The organism is Erwinia sp. Leaf53, assembly GCF_001422605.1.
In the GTDB taxonomy this organism is placed as follows: domain Bacteria; phylum Pseudomonadota; class Gammaproteobacteria; order Enterobacterales; family Enterobacteriaceae; genus Erwinia.
Genome location: NZ_LMLK01000012.1, coordinates 326,586 through 340,267, shown reverse-complemented (window position 1 = coordinate 340,267; position 13,682 = coordinate 326,586). Strand labels below are relative to the sequence as shown.

The following is a 13,682-nucleotide window of genomic DNA, read 5'->3' as shown; positions in this document are numbered from 1 at the left end:
CCCCCTGCGGCCGTGCTCAGATCGCATCTTCCGGCGCGTTGAGATCGCGGCCACGGGTTTCCGGGGCAACAAAAGTGGTCAGGAAGCCGACCGAGGCCATCAGCGCAAAGTAAGCGGCGATCGGCCACCAGTGGCCGGTCCAGGCCAGCAGCGCGGCGGCAACCAGCGGCGCGGTGCCGCCGGAGAGGATCGATCCCAACTCTTTCGCCGTCGCCATCTTGGTGTAGCGGTGGTGCACGCCAAACATCTCCACGCCCCACGCCGCCTGCACGCCGAAGATCCCCAGCGAGGCCAGCCCCATCCCGGTAACGATAGTGGCGATGACGATCGCCGGCTCACGCGAGTCGAGCAGCATAAAGGCCGGGAAGGCGTAGAGGATCAGCAGCAGACAGAAGCAGCGGTAGGTAATGCGGCGGCCAAAGCGGTCCGACAGCCAGCCGGCCAGCGGAATAATCAGGAAGCCAAGCAGCGAGGCGATAAACACCGCGGTGGTGGCGACAGATTTATCCACCGCCAGCACCTTCACCACGTAACCGATAATAAAGCCCTGCGCCAGATAGGAGGGGCCGTTCTCACCGATGCGCAGGCCGACCATCACCAGGAAGGCGCGGCTGCGGCGCCAGAACCCACGGGTGTCGGCCACCGGCGGGCGGGCCAGCGCCTGCTGACGCTGCGCCAGCACTTCGGCCTGTTTACGCTCAAACACCGGGGTTTCGCGCAGGTTGCGGCGGATCCACAGCGCCACCAGCGCAATCAGCGAACTACAGAGGAACGGGATACGCCAGCCCCACTCCTGCAGCGACTGCTGATCCATCTGCAGCACCGCCAGCCACACCAGCGACGCCACCAGCGTACCGCTGTTCGAGCCGAGGGCGATAATCGACGACACCAGGCCACGACGCTGCGCCGGGGCATATTCCCCCAGCATCACCGTGCCGCCGGAGAGTTCCGCACCGGCACCAAAGCCCTGGCTGAAGCGCAGGATCACCAGACAGGCCGGTGCCCACAGGCCAATTGACGCGTAGCTGGGGATCAGACCGATTAAGGTAGTGGAGAGGCCCATCAGGATAATGGTGGAGACCATCACCACCTTGCGGCCTTTGCGGTCACCCAGCCAGCCGAAGAACAGCGCGCCGATCGGGCGGGCAACAAAGCCAACCGACCAGGTAGCAAAACTGGAGAGTAACGCCATCGCCGGGGTGGCGTTGGGGAAGAAGACGTCGCCGAAGATAATACCGGCGGCAAGACCATAGAGTGCGAAGTCGGCGTATTCCATCGCCGTGCCAAGCCAGCAGGAGAAGGTGGCCCGCCAGAAATCCTTGCGGCCTTCCGGGGTGGCTAAACGTTCATCTGCCGCCGAACCGGCCGGCAATGCTGCTTCCTGCGCAACGTGCTGAGGTGTAGACATGAAAAGTATCCCTGATGTGAGAAGTACGGTTCGCCCTGCCGCTGGCACCACCGCTTCCCGTCGGGAAAGGTGCCAGTGAGAGGACTGGTTCAATCATTACGACGAAAGGTGAAAGTAAGGTTCCCTGGTGTTGGAACACATATCCGCTACGCGTCTGCCGGCTTTATAATTAGCCAGTCATATAAGTAACGCGAAACAAATTCTTAACCTTCACGCCGCGATTAACCCTCCGGCACCGTGAATTTTCACTACGCCACTATTGTATCTACGCGTGTAGATAAATCAAGGCAGCAAGAGGGTAATGATCAGTTTTTCTTGACATTCACAACAACGGAAAACGGGAAAAACGAATAAAATCAATGCAATGATCTGCGTGAAAAATATGCATTTTTTTCCTGCTGCGGGGAAATGCCCCTGTTTAAGGCAAATTTCCCCGCCGCCCCCGGCCGCTGCACGCACGTTGTACCCCGCACAGATTTCAGCCAGATGACAGTTCAGGAAAACTGCGGCGTTTTTTTGGGTATGGCGGAAGTGGATAGCGGGGCTGTTTCGTCAGCGATCGGATTTACGGCTACGCAGGACAACGGGTTAGTTTTGGGGTTTGTCATCCCACTCCCCAGCCGTTAAGCTCTTTGCCTTTGTCGCTAACGGACCAATAACCATGACCATTACGCTGATGCGCCACGGCAAGTCCGCCCACCCGACCAGCGGCCGCTTTTCCTGCGGCGAGATGGTGGCCTGGTGCATCGCCTACGATCGCGCCGGCATCTGCGACCAGCCACCGGCATCCAGCCTGCAGGCCGCTCAGCAGGCCGGCATCCTGGTGTGCAGCCCGCTGCCGCGTGCACGCGCCTCGCTGAAGGCGCTCGGCAGACAGGCACAGGAGGTCGCCACCCTCTACCGCGAGGCCGAACTGCCGGTGCCGCCGCTGCGCTTCCCCGCCCTGCCGCCGGTGCTGTGGCTGGTGCTGCTGCGCCTGCTGTGGCTGTGCGGCTACGCCCGCCAGGCTGAGTCGTACAAGGCGGCCTGCGCCCGTGCCGCCCGCGCGGCGGATAAGCTGGCCGACTACGCCACCCAGGGTGACGTGCTGCTGGTAGGGCACGGAGTAATGAACCGGCTGATCGCGCGGGAGCTGCGTAAGCGCGGCTGGCAGGGTGAGAAGCCCGGCCGTCGCCACTGGGGGTGTGCGGTATATCGCGGGCCTGGGGAATGAGTGCGATAACAGGGGACGTGTTTAAATCAATCACCTGCCGCTGATACAACACAGACTACAGGTAGCGAGTAGGTTGTAGGGTTCAGCGCGGAGTATGTGATGCGTCCCGACGTGATTTAATCTGCGATCCCCAGCCGCTGGCGCAGCGCCAGCCGCGAGTCGGCCAGCCGTTCGGCTGCGCGAACGTCATCCGGGATGGCGCGCGCCAGCGCCATCGCGCCGATCATCTCCGCCTGCACCGAACGCGCCTGCCGCTCAGGGTCAGCCAGCCCCAGCCCGGCAATCTCCCTCGCCAGCAGCCCTTCCAGCGCCTGAATACCGAGAGCGAAACGCTCTCTTGCCGCCTCCGGCAGACGCCCCGCCTCCCCCGCCAGCGACGGCAGCGGGCAGCTGGCCTGCGGCCCGGTGCGCGCCACGTCCGAGAGATACAGGTCAATCAGCATCCGCAGCCTTTCAGCGGCGGAACCGGCGGCAGACAGCCCCTGCAGACTCTGCGCAGCGTCGCTAAACATCTGGTCGACAACGTGCGCCACCAGATCGTCACGCGAGCTGAAATGGGCATAAAACCCGCCGTGGGTCAGCCCGACGCGCTTCATCAGCGCCGCAACGCCAATTCCTTCCGTACCGACGACGCGCATAATCGCCGCCGCCTCCTCAAGGATGCGCTGACGGGTGCGTTGTTTGTGGCTGGTCTCTGACATTGTTCACCTGCTGTATGCCTGACAGGGCGGAGCTATCAGAGTAATTATTATGACCGTCATATTCAACCGCCGCCGCGTATTGACATTCAATATGATGACCATCATATTAAGCCACAGACAAAAATGATAACCATCATATTCAGGAGAGACCCATGACTCAGCAAGGCACAGCAGCGATTACCGGCGCATCCAGCGGCATCGGCGCCACCTACGCACAACGTCTGGCACAGCGCGGCTACGATCTGCTGCTGATCGCCCGCGATCGCCAGCGGCTGGAACAGCTCGCCGCAAAACTGGCGCACGACTACGGCGTCAGCTGCCAGGTTCTGGTGGCGGACCTGACCCGCCCGGAGGATCTGGCGACAGTCGGGCAGCGCCTGCGCGATGACGCCAGCATCAGCCTGCTGGTCAATAACGCCGGGATGAGCGTGGAGGGGGATTTCCTCGACAGTGACATTGAACGGGTGCAGAGCATGCTGACGCTGAATATGCTGGCCCCCACCCGCCTCGCCCACGCGGCGGGCAACGCCTTCAGAGCGCGCGGCGCGGGAACGCTGATTAACGTCGCCTCGGTGCTGGCGCTGGTGCATGAACAGGCCAATGGCGCCTATAACGCCAGCAAGTCCTTCGTGCTGACCCTGAGCCGTTCGCTGACGCAGACGCTCAGCCCGCACGGCGTGCAGGTGCAGGCGGTGCTGCCGGGCATTACCCGCACCGAAATATTTGACCGCGCCGGCCAGTCGCTGGACAACATCCCAGCGCAGATGATTATGGAAGTGGAAACGCTGGTCGACGCCGCGCTGGCCGGGCTGGACCTGGGCGAAAGCGTCACTATTCCCTCGCTGGAGCGGCTGGAGAACTGGCAGGCGTTCGACGCCGCACGCGGCGTGCTGCTGCCCGACCTGTCGCTCAGCCAGTCCGCTTCGCGGTATCGCAATGGTGATGGGAGCAGCAGCGGGCAATAACAGGCTCGGCTATGGCTGTGGCTGTGGCAGAGGCAAGAGCAATGGTGACGATGGCAGTGAGCTGTAGGATGTAAGCTGTGGGCTGGGGCTGTGGGCTGTGGGCTGTGGGCTGTGGGCTGTGGGCTGTGGGCTGTGGCAACTGTAGTCCGTGTCGGAAACGATAGAAGCGGTTGAAATCTAACCCGTTTCAATCGCACGTTTTTGCCTTAAAAAGCATCATCTGGCTGCTAAACGCTGGATCGCATCGCTCAGTTACTTTATAATCCTGCGCCTCAGGCCCCATAGCTCAGTTGGTTAGAGCACGCGACTCATAATCGCTTGGTCGCTGGTTCAAGTCCAGCTGGGGCCACCAAATTTTAGCTTTAAAATCATATACTTAAGCCACCTTTCAAGGGTGGCTTTTTTGTTGGTAGTTTTCGAGTGGCGATGAAATGGCGATGGATTTTCAGCGCCACATGCCGTTTCTGTCGCCAGCGCTTAGCTGCTATCTTACTGGATTAACTTTTGTTACCCGAACCACTAACAAGGACAGGTAATGAAATCCCTCCTGGCAATCGCAATTCTTTTAACCCCTTTAGCTGCATCAGCTGATTTTGTTCATCCGTTAGATTTCGATGGCTCAGAAGCTCAAAAACAAGAGGTCCTTGGTTACATTGAGGATCGCGTTAAAGCAGACTATTGCGACGGTCAGCTGGATATGTGCCAGCCATCAAATCTTAGAATGATGGAAAAGCAAAACCTGCGCGCATTCAAGATGCTGACGCAAGCCAAGGATCGCGCCATTTTGGATAAAGTCATTGAGGACTACTGCGAGGGCGGGCTTGATATGTGCACTTATGACACTATCAATATGATGTACAACCAGAACGTCAAAGCCAATCAGGAAAAGTTAGCCTGGTAAAAAAACATGCCCGCTTTCGCGGGCAATGTCAGTGCAGTAGTGATGGCTGAATTCCGTGACTCGTGTGAAGCGGCACTTTGTTGACAGCCCCCGGAGAAACAATTATCTGCACGATTGTTTCATGGGTTTTAAAAGTGCAACTGCAGTTAATATTCGTGCATTGGTGATAGCGTTCTTTTGTCTCGTCAGACATGTATCGGCTGCTTTTAGCATGAGCGGCGGTCTGGCATAGCGGGCAGTGCATAATCTGGTCGTTCTCCCTGTTGGCGTCCAAACTTAATACCCTTAATTCACATAAAGAGCAACAAAATTCACTTATTGTGAACAACCTTTACTCTGCCTCATATCCAACATTTTTTATCAGTACCTCAAAGCTAAGCGCTGTCGTAAAACCCCGCTCGCTTAAGCTGTGCGTGACCTTACTGATTACCCATGGCTGCGCATCGATCACCGACTTAAAGCCACTGACGGCCACCGGCGTTTCAGGAAACAGGTCAGCACGCCCCATTGCCAGGGTAAGCGAGAACTCAGCCACCCCGCGCTGCAGCTTGTCCCACTTTGCCTTAGCCGCACGCATTGCCGCCGCCTGCGTGGCGTAGACCGTGGTGATCGCAAAAACGTTATCCTCACTCCCGGCCATGTACTCGCCCTGCCTGGCTTCGACAGGCTTTACCACTTTCGCCGCCGGATGCTGGGCTTTCTGCGCGCTCTGTGTTTTTGGCTTGCGCTTCACCTTAACCTTTTTCGGCTTCGGGTCTTTCGTGTGCAGCCAGCCCGCAGTAACACCGGTGTACGCGCCACGGTCAGCAATGCTGAAACTGTGCTGGTCACCGTCCTGGCGGGTTAAGGTCACCTGCGGAATCGGCTTCCCGCCAGCGGTGACACCACCGCCCGGCCTGATAAGCAGCAGCCGCCCGGCTTTAATCGCCGCCACGGCACCGTTAATCGTGGCGATGCGCGTCAGGAATGCGGCGTCAGTCTCCTGGGTCTGGTCGATGTGGCTGACTTTAATCGCGGCCAGCCCGTCACCGACCATCGGGGTGAGATTGTTGCGCCTGGCGACCTGAGCAATCACCTCTCCCAGCGTCGTATTATGATATGACGCCTCCCGCCGGGAGTTGAGCGAACCGCGAAAATCGGCACTGCGCGCCCGGATCGTCATGGCATCCGGCGCGCCGTGGTGCTCAATCTCATCGACCGTAAAATCGCCCTTACTGATAAGGGGTAGCCCCTTCCAGCCCAGGAACAGGGAGATCACCGCACCGCGTGGCGGCATGGCTACCTGCCCGTCGGCATCATCCAGTTCAATATCAAGCTGATCCGCTTCAAAGCCGCGGTTGTCAGTCATGGTTAGCGATATCAGGCGGGGGCTGATGTCCGCCGTAATATCCTTTGAATTTACCCTGACCATAAAGGCCGGACTGCGTGGCGCGCCGGCGGGCATGGCGAGACTGCTTACCCCGGTCATCCCAGTAACCCCCCGGCCTGGCTGATAAAACTCCCCGCCGACGCTTTCACGCTTTCAATGGCTGACGTCACCTGGCCCGGCAATGAGCTGATGCCACCGATCAACCCGTCGGCCTGTTTTTTCATATCGCCAAACATCGATGTCAGCGACTCGTCAACGCGCAGCATGCTCAGTGAAAACATGATTTTGCTGGCCGAGCCGTCAGAATAAAAATCGCTGCTGGTCGCGGAAAAGCTTTCAATCACGTACATTCCGTAGATCGTGCCGTTCCCGCCGATAAGCGGCCAGGCGCGCCCCTCGTCGGCCAGTAGCTTAATCGTCAGCAGTGAGATAGCACCGCCCGTTATCTCCGGGCGCAGCTCACCCGACAGCGTTATTTTTTCGTCACCGACGCCGACAAACTGCGCGGCGGCGCGCTGGCCAACACGGCTGTTGGTCGGCCAGCGATAATCGGCATTCTGCTGCAGCTCGCTGTACGGCAGGGTCTGGCGCATAAACGGGATCAGACCGTAAATCATCATCATCTGTTAATCACTCCATCCCATTTTAGTGTTCTGCGCGGCCCGCTGGCTGCGTGCATCCCGCTGCTTTTGCTGCGCAATCAGCGCCAGCGCGTCATCCTTGCTGATGCCCGGCGGCATATTGATGTGATAGGTATCGTTGCTGGTGACGCTGCTTGTACTGCTACCAACGCCGGGTGAAGAGACGGGACGATACCCCGCGCCGCCGTTTGCCAGGCTGTACTGCATCCCCGGATACTGAGCGCCCGCCGGGGCATCTGTCGGCAGGTTGTCTTTGAGTTTCTTCGACTTGTCGTCAACCATGCCGAGCTTTTTCAGCACCCAGTCAATGCCGTCCTGCAGTGCGGTAAGCGGTGACAGCACAACATTAATCCCTGCCGCCAGCAGCTCGCCAAACTGCTTGCCCATATCACCGGCGGCCTGCAGCCCGCCCTGCGTCATCTTCACCGGCTCAATCAACCCCTTGAACTTATCCCACACCCAGCCGAGTTTCTCGCCCAGCCAGTCAAACACCGGCTTGAGCGGTGAAAACGCGTCTGAGATTGGCCCCATTGCGGCCGTAAACCCCTGCACCATCCCAGCCAGAAAGGCGCCGATCGGCTCCCAGTATTTACGGATAAGCAACGCCCCACCGACGATTGCAGCGGCAACCGCGATAACCGGCAGGGAAATTGCGCCCAGCGCTGCGGCCACGGCACCACCGGCAATGCTGAATCCGGCGCTGAGGAATCCCGCCCCGGCAATCAGCGCATTGATCCCGGCCATGACCGGCCAGACAACCAGCCCGACGCCGCCCAGCACGGCAACCAGCGCCGCCGCCGCACCGGCAACCATGACAATCTGCTGTGCCAGCTTAGGGTTAGCCGTCACCCACGCATTCACCCGATCGAGCCAGCCCGCCGCCGCCTGGGTCAGTTTGCGCAGCACACCATCATCATCATTGAACAGATTGAAGCGCAGGCGGGACATGGCCCCCTGCAGCCGCCCGATATCGCCCTGGAGGTTATCGCGCAGCGTGTCGCCCATGCGCTCCGCCGCCCCGGACACGTCGCCCAGCTTGTTCTTTGTTCCCGCCAGCGCGGCGAGGAAGGCGGGGATCTGGTCAACGGACAGGTCTTCGATCGGCGTGCCGAACAGCGCAATCGCCTGGTTTGCCCGCGTCGCCGGGTCTTTGATTTTTAACAGGCCCCGCGCTGTTTTCTGCATCGCAACGCGCGCTTTCTCTCCCCCTCGCGCAATGTCGCTCGACATTTTTTTCGCATTAAGGCCGATAGCTGCATATGCCGCGACGCTGTTTTTTGACATATCCGATCCACGGATGCTGAACTCTTTGACCGCATCACCCGTTTTATCCAGCGCAAACTTCCCCTGCTGCGCCATATCAACCAGCAGCGTCATGGCTTCAGAGCCACTGAACCCCATGTTACGGAAGTGAGTGGAATACTCGTGCAGGATTTCCGGCAGCTCACCGCGCATCTGCGTTGACACGCGCTGCATCCCGGCAACCATCAGATCAAACGCCTCATCGCTGTTTTTAGCGAGTCCGTTTTTCATCATGATCGCCGCAATCTGGATGCTCTCCGTTGTGTCGCTACCCAGCGCGGTCTGAATGTCCAGCGCCTTGCGTGATATGCGATTAAGCTCACTTTCCCCGACGGCACCCAGCGCGCCCAGGGTACTGCGCACCGCACCGACCGCCTCCGCAATCTGATTGATATCGTTACTGGTGCCGCTGGCGTTAATATCGCGAATGACGCGGGTGTACTGCTCCCCCCTGCCGCTGTCCTCACCGTTCTGAGCCGCGATGCGGTCACCCTGTCCGTCCGTTTCCACCGCCGGCGCGATCATCCGGCTCCCGGCATACAGGGCTGCAGTCCCCAGGCCCAGCGCGGCGGCACTGGTGTTACGCACGCCCGCCACAACCGCTTTGCCCTTCTGATATCTCTCGCTGACGCGGTTCAGTTTCTCCTGTTGTTTGTTGAGCTGCTCCAGCGCCTGACGCTGCCTGCCCAGGCTGAGCGTGGCCTGGGCTGACTGGCTTCTCAGGCGCTGCTGTTCACTGCTCAGGTTGCGGGTTGAAATGCCCGCCGCTTTGAACGCTTCGCGCTGTTGCTGCACGGACAGGCGCAGGGAATTGCTTTTCACCTGGAGGTCGGACGCCGCCTTACGGGCCTGCTCCAGCGCACGGGTCTGCTGCGCCGTCGGTCTTTCGGCGTTGCGGAACTCAACGGCCAGCGCCTGCGCTTTAGTTTTTGCTGCAGCAAGTGCGCGGTCGGTGACAGCAAGCTGCGCGCTGACCTGGCGGAAACTGTCAATCTTTCCGGCCTGTGCATCCAGCGCCCTGATGCTGTCCTGCGTTTCGCGGATACCGCCAGACAGGCGGCGGGTTTCGTTCTGAACGGCTTTGAAGGGGCGTGTCGCCTGGTCTACGGCTTTCAGCAACACCTGCAGCCGAAGGTTATTACTCATCGGGGTTTACTCCGCTGCGGATCATCGCCTGGTGCCGCCAGTCGAGCAGGTCGGCCAGCGGCATGATGTACATCTCAGAAGGAGGCCAGTGAAAAATCGTGGCAACGTCGGCCATCAGGTCATTGACCGTCAGCGTTCTGGGCCAGTCTACTCTTCCGACTTCGGCGACAAAAAACCGATAATGACCCCGGCGATTGAGATCAGGTCTTCGGGTGCCAGATTCAGGCACTCCGCTTTTGTCAGCGTGGGCTGGCTGATGCGGGGCAGTACCATCAGCAGCGCGTCAACGTCCGAACCGGCAAGGTCAGCCAGGCGGACGCCGCGCAGCGCACCGGCGTTCGGTTTACTCAGCTCAATCCGGCCGATTTCGGTTTCACCACGTTTTACCGGGCTGGCCAGCGCAATCACGTTTTCTTTCTGTTCCATCGTGTTATCTCTTTTCAAAGGAAGAAAGGCCAGCGCCGGGCGCTGGCGCTGTTATCAGACCAGGCCGAGGTTTTTACGGCGCTGCTCCAGGCGGTCAACGCCGTCAACGATTTCAACCATGTTCACGGTGTCGATCTCAATGAGCGCCTTGCCGTTCCAGGTGAGTTTGAAATAGGTGTTTTTGGTCGTGATTTTGGTTTCGGTATCTTCACCCTGTTTGGCTTCGCCAAAATCAAACGCCTGATGACGGCCGCGCACCTCGATCTCCACCGCGATTTCTTCGCCGGTGTCGTCGCGCTGGTAAGACCCGGCGAAGCGCAGCGGCACGGCGCTGCCGCCCCACTGTTTCAGCACCAGGTCATCCATACCGCCAATCGTCCACTCCATATCCAGCGCGTCATCATCCAGGCCGTTATCAATAAACCCGGCACCACTCATGCCGCCACCGCGATAGGTATCCAGCTTGCGCGACAACTTCGGCAGCGTGACGGCGCTGACCACGCCCTGATAGCTGTTTGAATCATTGAAGAGGTTCAGCCCCTTCAGCTTGCGAGGTAAGGCCATTTATCCGGCTCCTTAGCTGTTAACCGATGCGGCGAAGTTCGCCAGATAGGTGTCAGTGATGCGCTGGCGCAGCGTCAGATCTTCCAGCGGCGGGACGGGGGTGTAGTCGTAGTCGATAAACAGTTTCCCCGCCTTAAGGGTTGCCGTGTCGTTGGCGCTTTCGTCATACCAGCACGACGCGCCCAGCAGGTAACCGGCGCTGACCATTTCGCGGAATTTGGCATTGATACCCGCGATAATGTCGCGTACCAGCGTTGGCGTCAGCGGCTTATCGTTGGCCCACATGTGCGCCTCGGCGATGGTGTCCGCCAGCACCTGCGCGGTGCGGGTGTAGTTCTCAAACGCGAAAAGCGGATCGTCACTGCAGGAGCGGTTGCCCCAGAAGCGGAAACCGTCTTTGCGGATAAGCGTGGTCACGCAGGCTTCGTTGAGCAGGTCGGCATCGGTGCCGCTCTGCTGCAGATCCCAGAATACCGAAGCGGATACGCCGGTCACGCCATTGACGCCAACGTTTGACAGGGTTTTATGCCAGCCGGTGTCATTGTCGATTCTGGCGCGCAGGCCCAGCGCGCGGGCGGTTGCCCAGGCGGTTTCTGAGGCGTTGGCCGTGGTGTTCCAGGCGAGAAAGTCCGGCCAGATAACCATCAGCTCACGCTGGCTGAAATTTTCGCGGTAGGTGATCGCATCTGAAATGGTCTTGCAGTTCCAGGCCGCGACGTAAGCAAAGGCGCGCAGCTGCTGCGCGATGCTGGCGAGTGCGGTTGCGACCGGCAGCGAGTCCAGCCCCGGTACCCCGAGAATGCGCGGCTTAACGCCCAGCTGGGTCTGCGCGCTGAGCAGCGCCTTCATGCCGGTGTAGCGCCCGTTTTCGTCGGTGCGACCGATGATATTGGACGTGGTCTCCGCGTCGGTCGTGCCCGGCTTCACGCGCACCACGACGACAACGGGTTTCGCTTGGTCGGCGATGGCCTGCAGCGAGGCGGACAGGGTGCCTTTGGTTCCGGCTTTAGCAATCGCCGCCCGCGGGTTGGTCAGCAGTACCGGGGTATCAAGGGGGAATGCGGCGGCGTCAGCATCTTCTGCGGTGCAGACCATGCCGACAATTGCCGTGGATACGGTGGAGATAGTGCGCGTGCCTTCGTTAATTTCGACGACACGGACACCATGATGAAATTCAGCCATCTGATGCGCTCCGTTAATTAGGTGCGCTCAGATTGTCAGCTCAGGCAGGACGGTGCATCCGATTGGCGTTCGGCCACGGCTCAGCGGGCAGAACCCGCCGGGCAACCTATTTACCGGCTAAACCGCCTCCTCTTTGACACCGGTGATCTGCTTCTGGAGTACGCTTCTCACCTCGCCGTTAATCTCAACGAGGCAGCAGTAGTTAAACGGCGCGTCCATTTCACTGACTGCAATCACCACCGCTTCAGTAATGCCGTTGGTGGTATTAAACGTAATGACGCAGCCTGCCGTGACGTTTTCAACCGGCATCCAGCCTGCGCTGGTATCCGCTAACAGGGTTTCCGGCTCGCTGCCGGTTTCGTTAATATCTGACATCAGGACATTCCCCCATGACCGACCGCATAGTTGTTGAATACCGGCGTGTTAAATACCACGCTCAGAATATCTGTTTCGCCGTCCGTTCCGGCGGTGTAACTGGACGACGTGATATAGCCCACACCGGCGGAATCTTCGCCCGCCACCTTAATTTCTTTCTGAATGGCACGCCTCGTACCGCTCGGATCGCAGCTGAGCCAGAGCACGGTCAGCGCCGGATTAAGCCCGCCCTTGCCTGCCGAGAGCATTACCGGTCCCTGGTAACGGTAAGGCACCGGGATAGTTCTGCTGGCGACGGCGGCCAGCGTGCCTTTTCCACTGATAACCGCCGGGGCTGATACGCCGTTTTTAAAGGAGGTGATCCCGCCGCGTAACATTGCGCTGAGGTCAGTATCTGAACCACCCACCTGGCGACCAGATGCCCCCTTGTAGTTGGTGTTGTAACCCAGTACCGACGAGTTTGTTTCTCCCTCATTGGCGATGATGGTCATCCCGGATTTCGGCGAGGCTCCCGAATCAGACGCTGAGGTGTAGTTATAGGCCGGGCCATCTGCACCGCCGCCATTATCGTCCAGCCCGTGCCTGAAACGGTTACTGGAAATAACGCCCGCGTGCTGGTAGTCAATCTGAAGGTGCGCCGACATATTGTGCGGCACCTCAACATAAGAGTGATGCCCCGGCTTCGAAACCGCCCAGCGCCCGGTCGTACCATCCCCGCCGCAGCCGTTGCGCGCAAAATAGTTTGAGCTGACGACCACGCCCCAGGCACCGTGATTGATATGAACCCCGGCAAGCGCGTTACGATCCAGCGTTGCGCCGATAAGCTGACCTTCTCCGCCCAGGCGGATACCGTAACCGGCATTCCACTCAAAGCGACCGCCGATGTTTTTCCAGAAATTCCCGGCAGTCCAGGCCCCCCCGGCTCCGCAGAACATGCCCACACAGTCGATCATGCTGCCATCGGAGGCGTTGCCGGTCATGTCATCATTCATCGTGCTGTATCCCCACCCTCCGGCCAGGAAGGAGTGACAGGTAATGACCTTCGACGTAATGCCCATCAGCATGTTGTCTTTAGCGAAACCGAGCGCAGTGACGCTTACCGCTTTGGCTCCTGACAAGAGGTGAATGCCATACTGTGCATTGAGGTTTGCCGGGTTTGATTTACCGGCAGCGATGGCTTTAGCACCGTAAGATGCATCCTGAAAATCAATCAGGTCGTAGCGCTCCGGCCTGGCAAACAGATCCTCAACGACACCATGCTTACCAATGATAAGCCCCCGGCTTTTCTCACCGCTGTGCATCGTCTGGATCAGGGTCAGACGCCCGGCGTTCTGCTCCAGGATACCCTGCCCGATAGCAGTATACAGACCGGAACTCATGCCCCTGAACGCACTGCCGTCCGGCGTGGTAATGTCCTGAGAAATATTAAAAATCCCGTTCTGCATCTTAAATTCCATCGAGCCACACTGCACCATGTCCAGCAGGTACG

The 13,682-nt window shown here is 59.4% G+C and carries 14 protein-coding genes and 1 tRNA gene; 4 read left to right on the top strand and 11 right to left on the bottom strand.

All coding sequences use genetic code 11. From position 1 onward, the window contains the following. Positions 1-16 precede the first annotated feature (16 nt). Positions 17-1,408 carry an MFS transporter gene (locus ASF13_RS10360; RefSeq protein WP_056235751.1) on the bottom strand — a complete coding sequence of 464 codons (1,392 nt, stop codon included), beginning with the start codon at positions 1,406-1,408 and terminating at the stop codon, positions 17-19. A 661-nt stretch (positions 1,409-2,069) separates the two neighbouring features. On the opposite strand from ASF13_RS10360, the gene ASF13_RS10355 reads away from it, so the two are divergent. Continuing rightward, on the top strand, positions 2,070-2,621 hold the full coding sequence (locus ASF13_RS10355; protein WP_056235748.1) for a histidine phosphatase family protein: 552 nt from the start codon (positions 2,070-2,072) through the stop codon (positions 2,619-2,621). A gap of 116 nt (positions 2,622-2,737) precedes the next feature. Here the strand turns inward: ASF13_RS10355 and ASF13_RS10350 are convergent, their stop codons facing one another. Further along, positions 2,738-3,322 carry a TetR/AcrR family transcriptional regulator gene (locus tag ASF13_RS10350; RefSeq protein ID WP_056235747.1) on the bottom strand — a complete coding sequence of 195 codons (585 nt, stop codon included), beginning with the start codon at positions 3,320-3,322 and terminating at the stop codon, positions 2,738-2,740. 152 nt (positions 3,323-3,474) lie between these two features. Here ASF13_RS10350 and ASF13_RS10345 point away from each other — a divergent pair, with 152 nt between their 5' ends. From ASF13_RS10345 to ASF13_RS10335, 3 genes are all read left to right on the top strand, one after another. Then, positions 3,475-4,287, top strand: a complete 813-nt coding sequence (locus ASF13_RS10345; protein WP_056235744.1) for an SDR family oxidoreductase — start codon at positions 3,475-3,477, stop codon at positions 4,285-4,287. Positions 4,288-4,562: 275 nt separating this feature from the next. After that, positions 4,563-4,639: transfer RNA gene (locus ASF13_RS10340), tRNA-Ile, on the top strand. Between the two features lie 183 nt (positions 4,640-4,822). Beyond that, positions 4,823-5,188: a hypothetical protein gene (locus ASF13_RS10335; protein ID WP_056235742.1), complete on the top strand. Its 366-nt coding sequence runs from the start codon at positions 4,823-4,825 to the stop codon at positions 5,186-5,188. A 28-nt stretch (positions 5,189-5,216) separates the two neighbouring features. Here ASF13_RS10335 and ASF13_RS23465 read toward each other — a convergent pair whose 3' ends face one another. The 9 genes from ASF13_RS23465 to ASF13_RS10295 all read right to left on the bottom strand — a co-directional run bounded on the left by ASF13_RS23465 (position 5,217) and on the right by ASF13_RS10295 (position 12,193). Then, a complete protein-coding gene (locus ASF13_RS23465) occupies positions 5,217-5,435 on the bottom strand; it encodes an ogr/Delta-like zinc finger family protein (protein WP_072166357.1) in 219 nt (72 codons plus the stop codon). 84 nt (positions 5,436-5,519) lie between these two features. Beyond that, positions 5,520-6,656 (bottom strand): phage late control D family protein, encoded by a 1,137-nt coding sequence (locus ASF13_RS10330; protein ID WP_056235739.1) that lies wholly within the window; start codon positions 6,654-6,656, stop codon positions 5,520-5,522. Continuing rightward, positions 6,653-7,180, bottom strand: coding sequence for a phage tail protein (locus tag ASF13_RS10325; RefSeq protein WP_056235736.1), 528 nt, complete (start codon positions 7,178-7,180; stop codon positions 6,653-6,655). Before ASF13_RS10325 ends, ASF13_RS10330 begins: the two co-directional genes overlap by 4 nt. A gap of 3 nt (positions 7,181-7,183) precedes the next feature. After that, positions 7,184-9,646 carry a phage tail tape measure protein gene (locus ASF13_RS10320; RefSeq protein ID WP_056235732.1) on the bottom strand — a complete coding sequence of 821 codons (2,463 nt, stop codon included), beginning with the start codon at positions 9,644-9,646 and terminating at the stop codon, positions 7,184-7,186. Continuing rightward, the gene (locus ASF13_RS10315) at positions 9,639-9,761 is read right to left on the bottom strand and encodes a GpE family phage tail protein (RefSeq protein WP_056235728.1); all 123 of its coding nucleotides are present in this window, start codon (positions 9,759-9,761) and stop codon (positions 9,639-9,641) included. The genes ASF13_RS10320 and ASF13_RS10315 overlap by 8 nt, the downstream gene beginning before the upstream one ends. 32 nt (positions 9,762-9,793) lie before the next feature. Beyond that, positions 9,794-10,072 carry a phage tail assembly protein gene (locus ASF13_RS10310; protein WP_056235725.1) on the bottom strand — a complete coding sequence of 93 codons (279 nt, stop codon included), beginning with the start codon at positions 10,070-10,072 and terminating at the stop codon, positions 9,794-9,796. A 54-nt stretch (positions 10,073-10,126) separates the two neighbouring features. Continuing rightward, on the bottom strand, positions 10,127-10,636 hold the full coding sequence (locus ASF13_RS10305; RefSeq protein ID WP_056235723.1) for a phage major tail tube protein: 510 nt from the start codon (positions 10,634-10,636) through the stop codon (positions 10,127-10,129). A 12-nt stretch (positions 10,637-10,648) separates the two neighbouring features. After that, the gene (locus ASF13_RS10300) at positions 10,649-11,818 is read right to left on the bottom strand and encodes a phage tail sheath protein (protein ID WP_056235720.1); all 1,170 of its coding nucleotides are present in this window, start codon (positions 11,816-11,818) and stop codon (positions 10,649-10,651) included. A 117-nt stretch (positions 11,819-11,935) separates the two neighbouring features. Further along, positions 11,936-12,193, bottom strand: coding sequence for a hypothetical protein (locus ASF13_RS10295; RefSeq protein ID WP_056235717.1), 258 nt, complete (start codon positions 12,191-12,193; stop codon positions 11,936-11,938). Positions 12,194-13,682 lie beyond the last annotated feature (1,489 nt).

Excerpts from the sequence above, each read along its gene's own strand:
- ASF13_RS10305 (WP_056235723.1), bottom strand. The coding sequence starts at position 10,636 with ATGGCCTTACCTCGCAAGCTGAAGGGGCTGAACCTCTTCAATGATTCA.
- ASF13_RS10320 (WP_056235732.1), bottom strand. The coding sequence starts at position 9,646 with ATGAGTAATAACCTTCGGCTGCAGGTGTTGCTGAAAGCCGTAGACCAG.
- ASF13_RS10355 (WP_056235748.1), top strand. The coding sequence starts at position 2,070 with ATGACCATTACGCTGATGCGCCACGGCAAGTCCGCCCACCCGACCAGC.
- ASF13_RS10345 (WP_056235744.1), top strand. The coding sequence starts at position 3,475 with ATGACTCAGCAAGGCACAGCAGCGATTACCGGCGCATCCAGCGGCATC.
- ASF13_RS10315 (WP_056235728.1), bottom strand. The coding sequence starts at position 9,761 with ATGGCCGACGTTGCCACGATTTTTCACTGGCCTCCTTCTGAGATGTAC.
- ASF13_RS10310 (WP_056235725.1), bottom strand. The coding sequence starts at position 10,072 with ATGGAACAGAAAGAAAACGTGATTGCGCTGGCCAGCCCGGTAAAACGT.
- ASF13_RS10360 (WP_056235751.1), bottom strand. The coding sequence starts at position 1,408 with ATGTCTACACCTCAGCACGTTGCGCAGGAAGCAGCATTGCCGGCCGGT.
- ASF13_RS10350 (WP_056235747.1), bottom strand. The coding sequence starts at position 3,322 with ATGTCAGAGACCAGCCACAAACAACGCACCCGTCAGCGCATCCTTGAG.
- ASF13_RS10330 (WP_056235739.1), bottom strand. The coding sequence starts at position 6,656 with ATGACCGGGGTAAGCAGTCTCGCCATGCCCGCCGGCGCGCCACGCAGT.
- ASF13_RS10300 (WP_056235720.1), bottom strand. The coding sequence starts at position 11,818 with ATGGCTGAATTTCATCATGGTGTCCGTGTCGTCGAAATTAACGAAGGC.
- ASF13_RS10295 (WP_056235717.1), bottom strand. The coding sequence starts at position 12,193 with ATGTCAGATATTAACGAAACCGGCAGCGAGCCGGAAACCCTGTTAGCG.
- ASF13_RS10335 (WP_056235742.1), top strand. The coding sequence starts at position 4,823 with ATGAAATCCCTCCTGGCAATCGCAATTCTTTTAACCCCTTTAGCTGCA.
- ASF13_RS10325 (WP_056235736.1), bottom strand. The coding sequence starts at position 7,180 with ATGATGATGATTTACGGTCTGATCCCGTTTATGCGCCAGACCCTGCCG.